This window comes from Lysobacter avium (assembly GCF_015209745.1).
GTDB lineage: Bacteria > Pseudomonadota > Gammaproteobacteria > Xanthomonadales > Xanthomonadaceae > Novilysobacter > Novilysobacter avium.
On the sequence record NZ_CP063657.1, the window covers coordinates 2,131,712 to 2,148,061 of the forward strand.

A 16,350-nucleotide genomic window follows, 5' to 3' on the forward strand; every position below is an offset into this window, starting at 1 on the left:
CTCAGAACCCAGAGGTGAGATTCGATGAAGCCCATCCGCGCCGTGCTCGCGCTGAGCATCGCCATTGCCGTCCTCGGCCTGGCCGCCTGCGAGAAATCGCCAACGCCCGACTCCTCCGCGCCTGCGACCGGCAGCACCGCGCCGGCCAATGAGACCGCCGACCAGTTCATCGCCCGCGTCAACAGCGAGTGGAAGGCGATGCAGCCGGAGCTGACCAAGCCGCAATGGCTGTCCAATACCTACATCAACGACGACACCGAGTTCCTGGCGGCAAAGTCGAACGAGCGCTACCTCTCGCAACTGAACCAGTGGATCGAGCAGGCCAAGGGTTTCGAGGGCCAGCAGATGACGCCGGAGACCGCGCGCGCGATCCAATTGCTGAAGCTGTCCACGTCCATGCCCGCCCCCAGCGATCCGGCCAGGCTGGCCGAACTGGCTGGCATCGCCAGCAAGATGGAAGGCGCCTACGGGTCCGGCGAGTACTGCAAGGGCGAGGGCGATGCGCGCAGCTGCCGCCAGCTGGGCGAGCTGGAAGACGTCCTGCGCACCAGCCGCGACTACAACGACCAGCTGGATGCCTGGCGCGGCTGGCACACCATCGCCCAGCCGATGCGCAAGGATTACGTGCGTTTCGTCGAGCTGGTCAACGAAGGCGCGGGCGACATGGGCTTCGCCGATGCCGGCGAGATGTGGCGCTCGGGCTATGACATGAGCCCGGTCGAGCTGGCCGCCGAAACCGACCGCCTGTGGGGCCAGGTCAAGCCGCTCTACGAGCAGCTGCACTGCTACGCACGCACCCGCCTGGACGCGAAGTACGGCAAGGACAAGGGCGAGGTTGCCGGCGGCATGCTGCCCGCGCACCTGATGGGCAACATGTGGCAGCAGGACTGGGGGAACCTGTGGGACGTGCTGGTGCCGTATGAGAACGCCGGCTCGATGGACATCACCGGGGCACTGGAAGCGCGCTACGACGAGATCCACCGGCAGAAGCTGGCCCAGAACGGAGCCGACCGCAGCCCCGCGCATCTTGCCCAGTTGGAGGTGGAAGCAAGGGACGCCTCCGCGCGGCAGATGACCAAGCGGGCGGAGGACTTCTACCTTTCGCTGGGGATGGCCAAGCTGCCCGACAGCTACTGGCAGCGCACCCAGTTCATCAAGCCGCGCGACCGCAACGTGGTCTGCCACGCCAGCGCGTGGGACATGGACATGAAGGGCGACGTTCGCACAAAGATGTGCATCAAGCCCAATGAGGAAGAGTTCACCACCATCTACCACGAGCTCGGCCACGTGTATTACTACATGGCCTACAACGACCAGCCACCCCTGTTCCAGACCGGCGCGCACGACGGCTTCCATGAATCCATCGGCGACACGATCGTGCTGGCGATGACGCCGAAGTACCTGGAGTCGATCGGCCTGGCCAGCGCCCAGCAGCAGAGCGAGGAAGCGCTGGTCAACGCGCAGATGCGCATGGCGCTGGCCAAGGTGGCCTTCCTCCCGTTCGGCCTGATGATCGACCGCTGGCGTTGGGGCGTGTTCGACGGCTCCATCCAGCCGGACCAGTACAACAAGGCGTGGTGGGACCTGAAGGCCAAATACCAGGGCGTGGCGCCGGTGGAGGCGCGCGGCGAGGAATTCTTCGATCCGGGCGCCAAGTACCACGTGCCAGGCAACACGCCCTACACCCGCTATTTCCTCTCGCACGTGCTGCAGTTCCAGTTCTACAAGTCGCTGTGCGAGGCGGCAGGCCATACTGGTCCGCTCAACGAGTGCAGCTTCTACGGCAACAAGGCCGCGGGCGAGAAATTGCAGGCGATGCTGGCCAAGGGCGCAAGCCAGCCCTGGCAGCAGACCATGAAAGAGTTGACCGGCGGGGAGAGCATGGATGCCAGCGCGGTGCTGGAGTACTTCGCCCCGTTGCAGGAGTGGCTGCAGCAGCAGAACGAAGGCCAGACCTGTGGCTGGCAGGCAAGTGCCGCAGCGAACGCTCCGCCGGCGTCGACCGCGGATCCGGCGACGTCGCCGGCGCCGGCGCGTGCCGATGACGGCGTCAAGCCGGCTCAGGCCAACGTCAAGGGCTGAGCTGCGGCACCGGCGGCCGGCAGCTCAGATCGAATCGCCCGGCACCCGCGTACCGCTGCGCGAGCGGCCTGACAGCGGCCTGGAGGACATCGATTCCCACAGCCAGAACAGCCAGCCGATCAGGACCAGGGCCGCGGCAGCGATCGCCAGCGACAGGGCGCTGCCGCTGAGCCACGGCGAGATGATGCCTGCCACCACCGCGTTCAGCACCAGTGAGGTGAACGCCTGCAACGAGGACGCCGCGCCGCGCATGCGCGGGTACATCTCCAGGATCGCCAGGGTCACGATCGGGAACACCAGGGCGATGCCGAACGCGTTCAGGCTGATCGGGATCATCGCCCAGGGAATCTGCGGGGCGTCGCTCAACAGGTTGAAGATGAGCCCCAGCGTGACCGCAAAGCCGGAGACCGAGAAGCCGATCGCCACCAGCGTCGAGCCGCGGATGCGTCCGGCGGCGCGGCCGGAGGTGAACGCGCCCAGCACCATGCCTCCGATCATCGGGATGAAGAACCAGCCAAAGTCGCCCGGACCCATGGGCTCGCCGTTGCGTTGCAGCAGGTCCAGCACGAAGGCCGGCGCGGAGGCGATGAACAGGAACAGCGCCGAGAAGTTGAACGCCGCGCAGGCGGCCAGGCGCTGGAAACGCGGATTGATCAGGATCGCCTTGTAGTCGCGCAGCAGCCGGGAGGGCACCAGTGGCAGCCGCGCCTGGACCGGATGCGTCTCGGGCAGCAGCCACCAGGTGACAGCCAGCAATACCGCCGAGAACACGACCAGGAACCAGAAAATCGTCGACCAGTGGCTCCAGCCGAGGATCCAGCCGCCGATGATCGGCGCGATCGCCGGGGCGATGCCGAAGATCATCGACACGTGGCTCATCAGGCGCTGGGCGTCGTCGCCCTGCAGCACGTCGCGGATCACCGCCCGGCCGACGATCAGCCCGGTGCCCGCCGACAGTCCCTGCAGCGCACGGAACACCAGCAGCGTATCCAGCCGGGTCGACATCGCGCAGCCGACGGAGGCCAGGGTGAAGATCGCCAGGCCGCCCAGGATCACCCGGCGCCGGCCCCACGCGTCCGACAGCGGCCCGTGCAGGACGCTGGTGACGGCATACGCCACCAGATAGACGCTGATGGTCTGCTGCATTGCCAGCTTGTTCGCACCGAACTCCGCGCCCATGACCGGGAACGCGGGGAAAATGGTGTCGATGGCGAAGGGGCCGAACATCGACAGCCCGGCCAGGATCAGGGTGAGCCGGGCCAGGCTCACCGGCTTTTGCGATGTGTCCACGGAAATCCAGCGGTCGAACGACCCGTCATGGTACGGGCTGGACGTGCTCCGCGTGGCGTAAGCGGTGATGCCGATGACCCGACCCCGAAACAGGGTGCCGGCCGGGCGGTCCGGGTCTTGGCGGCTGCCGCCCCGGTGGTGCTGCATCGCCTATAATCCGCGCAGGTAGATACATCCGGTGGGAGAAGCGGATCGCGGTCTGACAGGCCGTCCCGCTGCCGAAGACGCAACGCCCGTAATCGTTCAGGCTCCCGTACCACCGGCTGTGAACCACTCTGGAGAGACCGGTTGAATCCGGCGCCGAAGGGGCACGAAGCGCAGACCCGGACCGGGTCGGCTTCCAAAACTCTCAGGCAAAAGGACAGAGGGGCGAGCGGGGATTCCCGTGGCGCAAGCCAGGGACCCGCAAGCGTCCGTCGGCCAGGAGGCGGGCGGCGTGCGAACGTCCTTCCCGCGGTCACGCACCGCACCCAGCCAACGGACCCCTGACATGAGCCACGACACCCCACTCTCCCTGCGCGAGCTTGAGCATCACGATGCGTTCGTTGCGCGCCACATCGGCCCCAACGACGCGGAAATCGCGCAGATGCTGCGCGTGGTCGGTCACGAGTCGCTGGACGCCTTCACCGATGCGATCGTGCCCGGCTCGATCCGCTCGCCAGACCCGCTGGCGCTGCCCACGGCAGTGACCGAAGTCGACGCGCTGGCCCGGATCCGCGAGATCGCCGAGCGCAACCGGGTGTTCCGCAGCTTCATCGGCCAGGGCTATTACGGCACCCACACGCCCAACGTGATCCTGCGCAACATCCTCGAGAACCCGGGCTGGTACACCGCCTACACGCCTTATCAGGCCGAGATTTCGCAGGGCCGGATGGAGGCACTGATCAACTTCCAGACCATGTGCATGGACCTCACCGGCATGGAGATCGCCAACGCGTCCCTGCTCGATGAGGGCACGGCGGCGGCCGAGGCCATGACCCTGGCGCGCCGGTCCAGCCGCGCCAAGAGCAATGTGTTCTTCGTCTCCAGCGGCGTCCACCCGCAGACCATCGAGGTGATGCGCACCCGCGCCGAACCGCTGGAAATCGAGCTGGTAGTGGGCGATGACGCCGACGCAGCGCAGACCGACGCCTTCGGCGTGCTGCTGCAGTATCCCGACACCTTCGGCCGCGCCAATGACTACGCCAAACTGGCCGAGGCCGTGCACGCACGCGGCGGTCTGGTCGCTGTCGCCGTGGACCTGCTCGCCCTGACGCTGCTCAAGGCGCCCGGTGAATGGGGCGCGGACATCGTAGTCGGCAACACCCAGCGCTTCGGCGTGCCGTTCGGCTTCGGTGGTCCGCATGCCGCGTTCATGGCCTGCCGCGACGCCTACAAGCGCTCGATGCCGGGCCGCCTGATCGGCGTGTCGGTCGATGCCGAGGGCAACCCGGCCTATCGCCTGACCCTGCAGACCCGCGAGCAGCACATCCGCCGCGAGAAGGCGACCAGCAACATCTGCACCGCGCAGGTGCTGTTGGCGGTGATGGCGGCGATGTACGCCGTCTACCACGGCCCGGATGGCCTGATCCGCATCGCGCGCCGGACCCACCGGCTGGCGGGCATCCTGGCCGGCATCCTGCGCAACGCGGGAGTCGCCGTCGGGGACGACTTCTTCGACACCCTGCACCTGACCGGGGTGGACGCGGCCGACATGCACCACCGCGCCGCGCAGGCGCACATGAACCTGCGCGTGATCGATGCCAGCAGCATCGGCATCAGCTTCGACGAGACGACCACCCGCGAGGACGTGATCGCGCTGGCCGGCCTGTTTGGCGTGCAGATCGACCTGGACCGCATCGACGAGCTGGATGCCGACACCGCCGACGCGCTGCCGGCTGGCCTGCTGCGCGAATCCAGATTCATGACCCACCCGGTGTTCAATACCCACCACAGCGAGCACGAGATGCTGCGCTACATCCGCTCGCTGGCGGACAAGGACCTCGCGCTGGACCGGACCATGATCCCGCTGGGCAGCTGCACCATGAAGCTCAACGCCACCGCCGAGATGATCCCGATCACCTGGCCGGAGTTCGCCAACATCCACCCGCTGGCGCCGGCCGACCAGGCGCTGGGCTACAAGGAGCTGATCGACGGCCTGGAGGCGATGCTGGCGGAGATCACCGGCTATGACGCGGTCAGCCTGCAGCCCAACTCCGGCGCCCAGGGCGAGTACGCGGGTCTGCTCGCGATCCGCGCCTGGCACCGCGCCAACGGCCAGGAGCAGCGCGACATCTGCCTGATCCCCGAGTCCGCCCACGGCACCAACCCGGCCTCGGCGCAGCTCTGCGGGCTGAAGGTCGTGGTGACCAAGTGCGACGCCAACGGCAACGTCGATGTCGAGGACATCCGCGCCAACGCCGAGAAGTATTCGGATCGGCTGGCCGCGCTGATGATCACCTACCCCTCCACCCACGGCGTGTTCGAGGAAGGCGTGGTGGAGATCTGTGAGATCGTCCACGCCCACGGCGGCCAGGTCTACACCGACGGCGCCAACATGAACGCCATCGTCGGCCTCGCCCAGCCCGGCAAGTGGGGCTCGGACGTGTCCCACCTGAACCTGCACAAGACTTTCTGCATCCCGCACGGCGGCGGCGGTCCCGGCGTGGGCCCGTGCGCGGTGAAGTCGCACCTGGCGCCCTACCTGCCGCGCGCGTTCGGCGGCCAGGGCGAGGTGGGCATGGTCAGCGCGGCGACTTTCGGGTCGGCCTCGATCCTGCCGATCAGCTGGATGTACATCACCCTGATGGGCCGCGACGGCCTGCGCCGGGCCAGCGAGATCGCGATGCTCAACGCCAACTACGTGGCCAAGCGTCTGGAGCCGCACTACCCGACCCTGTACACCGGTCGCAACGGTCTGGTCGCGCACGAGTGCATCCTGGACCTGCGTCCGCTGGAGAAGGCCACCGACGTCAGCGCCGAGGACGTGGCCAAGCGGCTGGTGGACTTCGGCTTCCACGCCCCGACCCTGAGCTTCCCGGTCGCCGGCACGCTGATGGTCGAGCCGACCGAAAGCGAGTCGCTGCACGAGCTGGACCGCTTCATCGACGCGATGATCCAGATCCGCGAGGAGATCCGGGCCATCGAGGACGGGTCGCTGGACCGTGAGGACAATCCGCTCAAGCATGCGCCGCACACCGCGGCGCAGGTCAGCGCGAGCGAGTGGTCGCACGCCTACCCCCGCGAGCTGGCGGCCTTCCCACTGCCTTCGCTGCGGCAGCAGAAGTACTGGCCGCCGATTGCCCGCGTGGACAACATCTACGGCGACAAGAACGTGTTCTGCGCCTGCGTGCCGATCAACGAGTACGAAGGCGAGATCGAGGCGTTCAGCGAGCCGATGGTGTCGTGATCGGGTTGGTTCTTACCGGCGCTTGACCGGCTGCCAGTCCAAAAAAAGCCCCGCATTTGCGGGGCTTTTTCTTAGAGGGCATCAAGCGAGGGCCGACCGCATCGCGTGGGTGCTCGTTTTGTTCAGCATCAACACGGACGCACGGGGCCGCCCAGCAGGGTTTCCAGCACCGCCATCCGCACCGCCACGCCGTTGCGGACCTGGCGCAGGACCAGCGATTGCGGCCCATCGGCGACCTCGTCGGTGATCTCCACCCCGCGGTTGATCGGCCCGGGATGCATCACCACCGCATCCGGCGCCGCGTGTCGCAGGCGGCTGGCGGTGAGGCCGTAGTCGCGGTGATAGTCCTCCAGCGAGGACACCAGCCCTTCTTCCATCCGCTCACGCTGCAGGCGCAGCATCATCAGCGCATCCACGCCTTCCAGCGCGGCGTCCAGATCGTGGCTGACGGTGCACCCCGCCAGGGTGGCGTCAGCGGGCAACAGCGTCGGCGGCGCACACACGCGGATTTCCCCGGCGCCCAGCGTGCGCAGCGCGTGCAGGTCGGAGCGGGCGACGCGCGAATGCTTCACGTCGCCGACGATCAGCACCTTGAGGCGGCTGAAGTCGGCCCCCTTGGCCTGGCGCAGGGTCAGCATGTCGAGCAGTCCCTGGGTGGGGTGATCGCTGCGGCCGTCGCCCGCATTGACCAGTGCGGTGCCCGGTCCCGCGGCGGCGGCCAAGGCGGCCACGCTGCCATCCTCGTTGTCGCGCACGATGAACCCGCGCACGCCCATCGCCTCGATGGTGCGCAGGGTGTCGCGCGCGGTTTCGCCCTTGCGGGTGGACGAGGTGGAGACATCGAAGTTGAGCACGTCCGCCCCGAGCCGCTGTGCGGCCAGCTGGAAGCTCAGGCGGGTGCGGGTGGATGCTTCGAAGAACAGTGTGCAGATCGCGATCCCGGCCAGCGCGGCGCGGTCACCCTCGCCGTCGACAAGGCACTGCGCACGATCCAGCAAAGCGATCAGTTGTGCGCGCGGCAGGTGTTCCAGGCTGAGCAGGTGGCGCAGAGGCTCGAGCACTTCGTTTGCTGTGTTCATGCGGTCTTTCCGGGGTCTGTCGTGGCGGTGCCGGACGCGGTTGGGGGATCGTCGCCGGTCGGCACGACCGCGCGGATGTCGATGGCATCGCCGGGCGCGCCCATCCAGCGATCCACGATCACCGCCGCCGCCATGGCGTCCAGGGCCACGGCATCGCGACGGCGTCTCTGGCCCTGCGCGCGCGCGCGGGCAAAACGCTGCGCCGCTTCCATCGAGCTGGACCGCTCGTCCACCAGCAGCACCTGCCGGCGGTAGCGGGACTGCAATTGCCGGGCGAACCCGTGCGCCCGCTCACGAGCGGGCTGGCTGCCGCCATCCAGGGTCAGCGGATCGCCGACGATGAACCCATCGGGCCGCCATTCGCGATACAGACGGTCGACTGCCGCCCAGTCCGGGCCGGCGGCGTGCACGTCGACCACCGCCAACGCGCGCGCCTGCCCTGCCAGCGGCGTGCCCAGCGCAACACCGATGCGCCGCGAGCCGACGTCGAAACCCAGCACGCTGCCGTCGCCGCGGATCGCCGGCAGGGCGTCAGCGGGAGATTCCGCCTCATCGCTCCCGCTCATGCGCGGCCGGAATAGCCAGCCAAGTGGGCGAAGTCCACGCCGATGCGCCCGGCGGCGGCCTCCCAGCGCGCTTCCAGCGGCACGTCGAAGAGCAGCTCCGCGTCTGCCGGTGCGGTCAGCCAGTCGTTGTCGGTCAACTCCTGCTCCAGCTGGCCGGCGCCCCAGCCCGCACAGCCCAGCGCGACCACGGCATTGGCCGGGCCCTCGCCGCTGGCCATGGCTTCGAGGATGTCGCGCGAGGTGGTGAGCGAGAGTTCATCGGTGATGGTCAGGGTAGAGTCCCAGCGGTTGCCGCCGTCGTGGAGGACGAAGCCACGCTCCGGATGGACCGGACCGCCGGCCAGGACCACCCGCGCGCGCAGCGCATCACTGCCGCCGTCGATGCTCATCTGGCCGAGGACTTCGCCCAGCGTGTACTCCGAGGCGCGGTTCACCACGATGCCCATGGCACCGTCCTCGTCGTGCTGGCAGATCAGCGCGACCGAGCGTGCGAACGCGCCCTCCTCAAGCGCCGGCAGGGCGATCAACAATTGATTGGCAAGGGGTGTGGGGCCAGAATCCATCCATGCATTCTAGCCCGCAGCCCGTGCCTGCCGCGTCATCCGGCTACTGCGACAGCGCACCGGGTCATCCGCTGCACGGCCCCTACCACGACGATGAATACGGCTTTCCCCAGCGCGACGAAGCCGTCCTGTTCGAGCGGCTGGTGCTTGAAATCAACCAGGCCGGCCTGAGCTGGCTGACCATCCTGCGCAAGCGCGAGGCCTTCCAGCAGGCTTACGGCGGCTTTGAGGTCGACCGCGTCGCAGCCTATGGCGACGCCGACCGCGACCGCCTGCTGGGTGACGCGGCGATCATCCGCAACCGGCTGAAGATCAACGCGGCAATCCACAACGCGCAGGTGATCAAGGACCTGCGCGCGAGCCACGGCGGCTTCGCCCACTGGCTGGATGCGCATTTGACGGACGGAGAGCACCGCCGGGACAAGGCCGGGTGGGTAAAACTGTTTCGCCAGACGTTCCGCTTCACGGGGCCGGAGATCACCGGCGAGTTCCTGATGAGCCTGGGCTACCTGCCGGGCGCGCATCGCAGCGACTGCCCGGTTCACGCGCGCACGGTGGCGGCCGGCGCGCCATGGGCAAAAGAACTCTTGTGCACGCCTCGTTCCGGTTCGGGCTCATAGACTGCCGCGCAATCCTCCCGCGTGAGTAGTCAGCCCATGAAATTCCATCTGCTTCTCCTGCCGCTTGCCCTTGCCGCATGTACCGCCGAACGACCGGCGACTCCCGCGACCGACACGCCCGTCCCGGCCGCCGCACAGAAAACGCCTGCGGCCGCATCGATGGCTGTCGACGATACGACCCTGTCGCGCTACCACTGGCGCCTGGCCGAAGCCAGCGACGCCGGTGGCGCCCATATCGATGCCTTGTTTGCCCGCGACGTCAAACCCGTGCAACTGGACTTCGCCGATAACCGGCTGTCCATCAGCAACACCTGCAACCTGATGAACGGCGGCTACCGGCTGGACGATGAAAAGCTGAAGATCGACTCGCTGCAGCAGACCTTGATGGCTTGCGCCGATCCCAAGCTGGCCGAACTGGATCGCGCCATCGGCAGCCGATTGGAAGGCAATCCCCGCATCCGCCTCACCGGCAGCGAGGAATCCCCGCGTCTGCAAGTGACCACCGATGCCGGCGACAAACTCGTCTTTGCGGGCGAGCCCACCGCCGCGTCGCGCTACGGCAGCGAAGGCGCGCAGGTGTTCATGGAGGTCGCCGCGCAGACGGTCCCGTGCAGCCACCCGCTGATTGCGGACAAGCAGTGCCTGCAGGTGCGCGAGCGGACCTACCGCGATGACGGCACGGTCGCCGGCGAGCCTGGCGAATGGGAGCCGCTGTATCAGGAGATCGAGGGTTACACCCACGAGGCGGGCGTGCGCAACGTACTGCGCCTGAAGCGCTACAAAGTCGCCAATCCGCCGGCGGATGGCTCCTCGGTCGCCTACGTGCTGGACATGGTGGTCGAATCGGAGCAGGTCGCTCCCTGACCTCAACGCCTCACGGATAACGAAAAACAGCCGGGATTTGCCCGGCTGTTTTTGTTTAGATGCCCAGACCCGACGTGTGCCCAGCGCACGTCGGTGAGTCAGGCTAGTCGCGGATCTCGGCCACTTCCACGCCGTCCATGCCCGCGGCGAGGGTCTGCGCATTGCCGCCCTGGGCGAGCTTGATGCGCAGGCGCACCTCGTTCTGCGAGTCGGCGTAGCGCAGTGCGTCCTCGTAGCTGATCTCGCCGGCCTGGTACAGCTCGAAAAGTGCCTGGTCGAAGGTCTTCATGCCCAACTGGGTGGACTCCTTCATCACTTCCTTGAGCTTGTGGATCTCGCCGTCGCGGATGTAGTCCTGCACCAGCGGCGTGCCCAGCAGGATTTCCATCGCCACCCGGCGCGCCTTGCCGTCCGGGGTGGGAACCAGTTGCTGGGCCACCACGCCCTTGAGGTTCAGCGACAGGTCCATCAGCAACTGGTTGCGCCGGTCCTCGGGGAAGAAGTTGATCATCCGGTCCATCGCCTGGTTGGCGTTGTTGGCGTGCAGCGTGCACAGCACCAGGTGGCCGGTCTCGGCGAAGGCGATCGCGTGGTCCATGCCCTCGCGGGTGCGCACCTCGCCGATCATGATCACGTCGGGCGCCTGGCGCAGCGTGTTCTTCAGCGCGTTCTCCCAGCTGTCGGTATCGATGCCGACCTCACGCTGGGTAATGATGCAACCCTCGTGCTTGTGCACGAACTCGATCGGATCCTCGATGGTGATGATGTGGCCGGTCGAGTTCTGGTTGCGGTAGCCGATCATCGCCGCCAGCGAGGTCGACTTGCCGGTGCCGGTGGCGCCGACGAACAGGATGATCCCGCGCTTGGTCATCGCCAGCGTCTTGAGCACCTGCGGCAGGCCCAGCTCGTCGATGGTCGGGATCCTGGTCTCGATCCGGCGCAGCACCATGCCGACCTGGTTGCGCTGGTAGAAACAGCTGACGCGGAAGCGGCCGACATTGGCCAGCCCGATCGCGAAGTTCGCCTCGTGTGTCTTCTCGAACTCCTCTCGCTGCGAGGGATTCATCACGTTGAGCACCAGGTCGCGGCTTTGCTGCGGCGTCAACGGGCTCTTGGTGATCGGCTGCAGCACGCCGTTGACCTTCATCGACGGCGGCATGCCGGCGGTGATGAACAGATCGGAGGCCTTCTGGTGCGCCATCAGCTTGAGGAACGACGTGAAGTCGATCGTCTCGTTCGTGCTCTGGGTCGTGTTCATTGCGATTTCCCCCGTCCGCAGGCACCCGGCCTGGCGGCGCGTTCAGTGGATCGGCCGGTCAATCGAACAGCCGCTTGTCCTTGGCGTATTCGCGCGCCTGCGGGCGCAGGATCAGCCCGCGTTTCACCAGATCCTGGAGGTGCTGGTCCAGGGTCATCATGCCGCTGTTCTGGCCGGTCTGGATGGCCGAATACATCTGCGCGACCTTGTCCTCGCGGATCAGGTTCCGGATCGCCGGCGTGCCGACCATGATCTCCCACGCCGCGGTGCGGCCACCGCCGACCTTCTTCAGCAGCGCCTGGCTGATCACCGCGCGCAGCGACTCGGACAGCATCGAGCGCACCATCGGCTTCTCGCCCGCCGGGAACACATCGATGATTCGGTCGATGGTCTTGGCCGCCGAGCTGGTATGCACGGTGGCGAACACCAGATGGCCGGTTTCCGCGGCGGTCAACGCCAGGCGGATGGTTTCCAGATCGCGCAGCTCACCCACCAGGATGTAGTCGGGATCCTCACGCAGCGCCGAGCGCAGCGCCTCGTTGAAGCCGTGCGTGTCGCGGTGGACCTCGCGCTGGTTGATCAGGCATTTCTGCGAGGTGTGCACGAACTCGATCGGGTCCTCCACCGACAGGATGTGCCCGTACTCGGTCTTGTTGATGTGGTCGATCATCGCCGCCAGCGTGGTCGACTTGCCCGAGCCGGTCGGCCCGGTCACCAGGATCAGACCCTGCGGCTGGTCGATCAGGTCCTTGAAGATCCGCGGCGTGGCCAGGTCCTCAAGCGTCAGCACCTCGGAGGGAATGGTGCGGAACACCGCGCCGGCGCCGCGGTTCTGGTTGAACGCGTTGACGCGGAAGCGGGCCAGGCCGGGGATCTCGAACGAGAAGTCGGTTTCCAGGAACTCTTCAAAATCGCGGCGCTGCTTGTCCGACATGATGTCGTACACCAGCGCGTGGACCGTCTTGTGGTCCAGTGCCGGGATGTTGATCCGGCGGACATCGCCGTCCACGCGGATCATCGGCGGCATGCCGGCCGACAGATGCAGATCGGATGCCTTGTTCTTGACTGAAAACGCCAGCAGCTCGGCAATATCCATACATGTTCCCCTGAACCGCGGATTTGAACCGTTGATTTCGGAAATCCGCGCCCCGCTCCGCCCGCAGCCGCCGACGGCACGCAGGCAAATGGTGATACGGATGGCCCCAGCCCGGAGTATAGCCCCGGACCGGTGCCGTCAATCCAGTACCCGATCACAGCCTTCGTCGTCCGCTGCGGGAGCACCTGGCGCGCCCCTGCGGTCGCGCTTCGCATCCGCATCGCCTCCGCGGGAGGCAGGCAATGGCGCAGGCTCTTACACTGGTCGATCCCGATGCCCTGGCAGGCAACCACCGCAAACCACAGGCAGGTTCCATGACTGATACAAGCCCCTCGACATCCCCAACCACCCCAATCGTCGCCTTCATAGGTGGCGGCAACATGGCGCGCAGCCTGATCGGCGGCATGATCGCGCGCGGCGCCGACCCGTCCCGCGTCCGCGTCGCCGATCCGGTGGCCGCCGTGCGCGAGGCGTTGTTCGCCGACTTCGGCGTGCAGGTCTTCCCCAGCGCCACCGAGGCGGTCGACCAGGCCAGCGTGTGGGTGCTGGCGGTGAAGCCGCAGGTAATGCGCGCCGTGTGCGCCGAGGTGGTGGACATTGCGCACAGCGCCCGGCCGCTGGCGGTCTCCATCGCCGCCGGGCTGTCCAGCACGCAGCTCTCGGCGTGGCTGGGCGGGGATGCGGCGGTGATCCGGGCGATGCCCAACACGCCCTCGCTGATCGGCGCAGGCATGACCGGGCTGTTCGCCAACGCGCAGGTCGACCCGACCCAGCGCGGTCAGGCCGAGCGCCTGTTGGACGCGGTCGGGCCGACGGTATGGATCGAGGACGAGGCGCAGATGGACGCGGTGACGGCGGTATCGGGCAGTGGTCCGGCCTACGTGTTCCTGTTCGCCGAAGCGCTGCAGGCGGCCGGCGTCCGCCAGGGCCTGTCGGCGGAGACCGCGCGCCTTCTGGCCAACCAGACCCTGTTGGGCGCGAGCCGGATGTTGACCGAGCGCGACGAGGCCGCCGCGGACTTGCGCCGCAACGTGACCTCGCCGGGCGGGACGACGCACGCGGCGGTGGAGACGTTCGAGAAAGGTGGCCTGCGCGAGCTGGTCGATCGCGCCGTGGCCGCTGCCGCCGCGCGTGGCCGCGAACTGTCCGCCGCCAACGATGACTGACACCGCGCCGCGGTCCCGACATCCGCTTTGCAGGAGCACGACCTTGCGAACCTCCCTGTTTTTCATGGCGCTAGGCGTCGGCCTGCTAAGCGCGTGCAGCGGTGAACCGGCCGCGCCGGTCCCGGCAGCGACGCTGGCCGACTCGCAGGACACCGTCGTCACCATCGGCGACGTGACCGCGCGGGCGACGGTGATGCCGACCGCGATGCTGGGCAGCCTGGTTGCCGAGAAGTACGGCATCCGCCGCGCCGACGACCAGATCATGCTGCTGGTCGGCCTGCGTCGCGGCGAGGGCAGCGCGGAGGTTTCGGTGCCCGCGAACGTGGTGGCGACGGTCAGCGACCTGCGCGGCGGGCGTCGCCCCATCGAGTTGCGCGAGCTGAGCAGCGGCGAGCTGATGGACTACGTGGGCACTGTGCAGGTAAGCCTGCCGGACACCTTGAAGTTCGAGATCGACATCACCCTGGAGGACGGCGCGCGCAAGACCATGCAGTTCACCCGTGAGTTCCAGCCCCAGTGACCGCGCGCGCGATGGGCCCGCAGCGCATCGTCTGCATGACCGAGGAACCGACCGAGACGCTGTACCTGCTCGGCGAACAGGACCGGATCGTCGGCATCAGCGGCTTCACCGTGCGCCCGCCGCGCGCGCGCCGCGAGAAGCCCAAGGTCAGCGCGTTCACCAGCGCGAAGATCGACCGCATCCTGGACCTCAAGCCGGACATGGTGCTCGGCTTCTCCGACATCCAGGCCGACATCGCCGCCGACCTGATCCGCGCCGGGGTGGAGGTCTGGATCAGCAATCACCGCAGCGTCGACGGAATCATCGACTACATCCGGCGACTGGGCGCGCTGGTGGGTGCGGCGGATCGCTCGGCGGAGCTGGCAGCGACCCTTGAGACGCGGCTGGAGGCCATCCGCAGACGCGCCTCGACGTTGCCACGCCGGCCGAAAGTCTATTTCGAGGAATGGGACGAGCCGCAGATCTCGGCGATCCAGTGGGTCTCCGAGCTGGTCAACATCGCCGGCGGCGACGACATCTTTCCCGAGCGCGCGGCGATGTCACTGGGCCGCGACCGCATCCTTGCCGACCCGCTGGAGGCGGCGCGGCACCAGCCCGACATCATCATAGGCAGCTGGTGCGGCAAGAAGTTCCGCCCCGGGCACGTGGCCGCGCGTCCCGGCTGGGAGGATGTGCCGGCGGTGCGCAACAGCGAACTGCACGAGGTCAAATCGCCGCTGATCCTGCAGCCGGGACCGGCCGCGCTGACCGACGGCATCGATGCGCTGGAAGCGATCATTCAGGGCTGGGCGCAGCGGCAGGCCTGACAGGACTGCGCCAGACACCGCTCGCCACGTCGTCGACGTTGCACTGAGGGTGCCGCCGACGTTGCGTCAGGGGTACAGCATCCGCTTGCTCCAGTGGCCCGCCGGGTCGCATTCGTAGAGGCAACGCTCGTGCAGGCGGAAGTTGCCGCCGTACCAGAACTCGATCGACATGGGCCGTACGCGAAGCCCGGTCCACCGTGGCGGACGCGGGACGTCGCGGCCGGCAAATTCCTGCTCGACCTGCGCCACGCGTTCGTGGAAGGTCTGCGGGTCGTCCAGCGTCTCCGACTGCAGCGACGCCCACGCGCCGATCTGGCTGCCGCGCGGGCGCGATGCAAAGTACGCATCGGCCTCCTCGTCGGCCACGATCGACACACCGCCCTCGACACGCACCTGCACGCCGGCCTTGACCCGGGGCCAATGGAACAGCAGCGCAGCATAGGGGTTGTCCTGCAGTTCCCTGCCCTTGCGCCCGTCCAGATGCGTGTAGAACACAAACCCGCGCTCGTCGTGCTGCTTCAACAGCACCATGCGGGTGGATGGCCGTGCGCCCAGGCTGGCGGTGGCCACGCTCATGGCAGTCGGGTCGGGCTCACCGGCCTGCCGCGCCTGTTCAAACAGCGCGGCAAAGGTGGCGTTGGCTTCAGACAACAGGTCGATGGCAGTCATGCGCCTATTGTGGGCCGGATGCGGCGCTGACCGCACCCGTCCTGAGTGGCAGGCGTCGCTTTACTGCACGATGAAGTTCACCTTCATGTTGACGCGCCACTCGTTGATGTTGCCGTTTTCGTCGGTCACGACCTTGACTTCGTTGACCCAGGCACCCTTGATGTTCTTGACCGATTCGGCGGCCTTCTTCAGACCACGCTGGACCGCGTCTTCCATGCTCTTTTCCGAGGCGGCGTTGAGTTCGATGACTTTTGCGACTGACATGGTTGATTCTCCTTTGCACCGGTTTGGCGTTATGCGACCGGAAGCTCCAACCCTAGCCAGCGTGTTGTGAAAGATGTGCAACAGGCGGGCAACACGGATGCGCGGCGACCTACAATCGC

At 67.3% G+C, this 16,350-nt stretch carries 14 protein-coding genes, 1 pseudogene and 1 riboswitch; of the genes and pseudogenes, 7 read left to right on the forward strand and 8 right to left on the reverse strand.

What is annotated here, in order from left to right; all coding sequences use genetic code 11:
• Positions 1 to 24 precede the first annotated feature (24 nt).
• The gene (locus INQ42_RS09655; protein ID WP_194034076.1) at positions 25 to 2,082 is read left to right on the forward strand and encodes a M2 family metallopeptidase; all 2,058 of its coding nucleotides are present in this window, start codon (positions 25 to 27) and stop codon (positions 2,080 to 2,082) included.
• A 24-nt stretch (positions 2,083 to 2,106) separates the two neighbouring features.
• Here the strand turns inward: INQ42_RS09655 and INQ42_RS09660 are convergent, their stop codons facing one another.
• Positions 2,107 to 3,309 (reverse strand): multidrug effflux MFS transporter, encoded by a 1,203-nt coding sequence (locus INQ42_RS09660; protein WP_248285403.1) that lies wholly within the window; start codon positions 3,307 to 3,309, stop codon positions 2,107 to 2,109.
• A gap of 328 nt (positions 3,310 to 3,637) precedes the next feature.
• Positions 3,638 to 3,747, forward strand: a riboswitch (glycine riboswitch).
• A 115-nt stretch (positions 3,748 to 3,862) separates the two neighbouring features.
• On the opposite strand from INQ42_RS09660, the gene gcvP reads away from it, so the two are divergent.
• On the forward strand, positions 3,863 to 6,760 hold the full coding sequence (gcvP, locus tag INQ42_RS09665; RefSeq protein ID WP_194034078.1) for an aminomethyl-transferring glycine dehydrogenase: 2,898 nt from the start codon (positions 3,863 to 3,865) through the stop codon (positions 6,758 to 6,760).
• 128 nt (positions 6,761 to 6,888) lie between these two features.
• On the opposite strand, the gene INQ42_RS09670 is transcribed toward gcvP, so the two are convergent.
• The 3 genes and pseudogenes from INQ42_RS09670 to INQ42_RS09680 form a co-directional block, all read right to left on the reverse strand.
• Positions 6,889 to 7,839: an aspartate carbamoyltransferase catalytic subunit gene (locus INQ42_RS09670; RefSeq protein WP_194034079.1), complete on the reverse strand. Its 951-nt coding sequence runs from the start codon at positions 7,837 to 7,839 to the stop codon at positions 6,889 to 6,891.
• Between the two features lie 83 nt (positions 7,840 to 7,922).
• Positions 7,923 to 8,405: pseudogene (ruvX, locus tag INQ42_RS09675) on the reverse strand (Holliday junction resolvase RuvX); the annotation flags it as partial.
• Positions 8,402 to 8,968 carry a YqgE/AlgH family protein gene (locus tag INQ42_RS09680; RefSeq protein WP_194034081.1) on the reverse strand — a complete coding sequence of 189 codons (567 nt, stop codon included), beginning with the start codon at positions 8,966 to 8,968 and terminating at the stop codon, positions 8,402 to 8,404. The pseudogene ruvX and the gene INQ42_RS09680, both read right to left, overlap by 4 nt.
• A gap of 2 nt (positions 8,969 to 8,970) precedes the next feature.
• Between INQ42_RS09680 and INQ42_RS09685 the strand changes: the two genes are divergently transcribed.
• On the forward strand, positions 8,971 to 9,588 hold the full coding sequence (locus tag INQ42_RS09685) for a DNA-3-methyladenine glycosylase I (RefSeq protein ID WP_194034082.1): 618 nt from the start codon (positions 8,971 to 8,973) through the stop codon (positions 9,586 to 9,588).
• A gap of 36 nt (positions 9,589 to 9,624) precedes the next feature.
• Positions 9,625 to 10,452 (forward strand): META and DUF4377 domain-containing protein, encoded by an 828-nt coding sequence (locus INQ42_RS09690; protein WP_194034083.1) that lies wholly within the window; start codon positions 9,625 to 9,627, stop codon positions 10,450 to 10,452.
• 103 nt (positions 10,453 to 10,555) lie between these two features.
• Here INQ42_RS09690 and INQ42_RS09695 read toward each other — a convergent pair whose 3' ends face one another.
• Positions 10,556 to 11,710: a PilT/PilU family type 4a pilus ATPase gene (locus tag INQ42_RS09695; RefSeq protein ID WP_194034084.1), complete on the reverse strand. Its 1,155-nt coding sequence runs from the start codon at positions 11,708 to 11,710 to the stop codon at positions 10,556 to 10,558.
• Between the two features lie 58 nt (positions 11,711 to 11,768).
• A complete protein-coding gene (locus INQ42_RS09700; RefSeq protein WP_043957729.1) occupies positions 11,769 to 12,806 on the reverse strand; it encodes a type IV pilus twitching motility protein PilT in 1,038 nt (345 codons plus the stop codon).
• Positions 12,807 to 13,120: 314 nt separating this feature from the next.
• Between INQ42_RS09700 and proC the strand changes: the two genes are divergently transcribed.
• The 3 genes from proC to INQ42_RS09715 are packed head-to-tail and all read left to right on the forward strand — an operon-like array spanning position 13,121 to position 15,298.
• On the forward strand, positions 13,121 to 13,972 hold the full coding sequence (gene proC / locus INQ42_RS09705) for a pyrroline-5-carboxylate reductase (protein WP_194034085.1): 852 nt from the start codon (positions 13,121 to 13,123) through the stop codon (positions 13,970 to 13,972).
• Between the two features lie 43 nt (positions 13,973 to 14,015).
• The gene (locus tag INQ42_RS09710; RefSeq protein WP_194034086.1) at positions 14,016 to 14,492 is read left to right on the forward strand and encodes a DUF4426 domain-containing protein; all 477 of its coding nucleotides are present in this window, start codon (positions 14,016 to 14,018) and stop codon (positions 14,490 to 14,492) included.
• Between the two features lie 11 nt (positions 14,493 to 14,503).
• A complete protein-coding gene (locus INQ42_RS09715) occupies positions 14,504 to 15,298 on the forward strand; it encodes a cobalamin-binding protein (protein WP_194035845.1) in 795 nt (264 codons plus the stop codon).
• A gap of 66 nt (positions 15,299 to 15,364) precedes the next feature.
• On the opposite strand, the gene pdxH is transcribed toward INQ42_RS09715, so the two are convergent.
• On the reverse strand, positions 15,365 to 15,967 hold the full coding sequence (gene pdxH, locus INQ42_RS09720; RefSeq protein ID WP_194034087.1) for a pyridoxamine 5'-phosphate oxidase: 603 nt from the start codon (positions 15,965 to 15,967) through the stop codon (positions 15,365 to 15,367).
• A gap of 60 nt (positions 15,968 to 16,027) precedes the next feature.
• Positions 16,028 to 16,231 carry a dodecin family protein gene (locus INQ42_RS09725; RefSeq protein WP_194034088.1) on the reverse strand — a complete coding sequence of 68 codons (204 nt, stop codon included), beginning with the start codon at positions 16,229 to 16,231 and terminating at the stop codon, positions 16,028 to 16,030.
• Positions 16,232 to 16,350 lie beyond the last annotated feature (119 nt).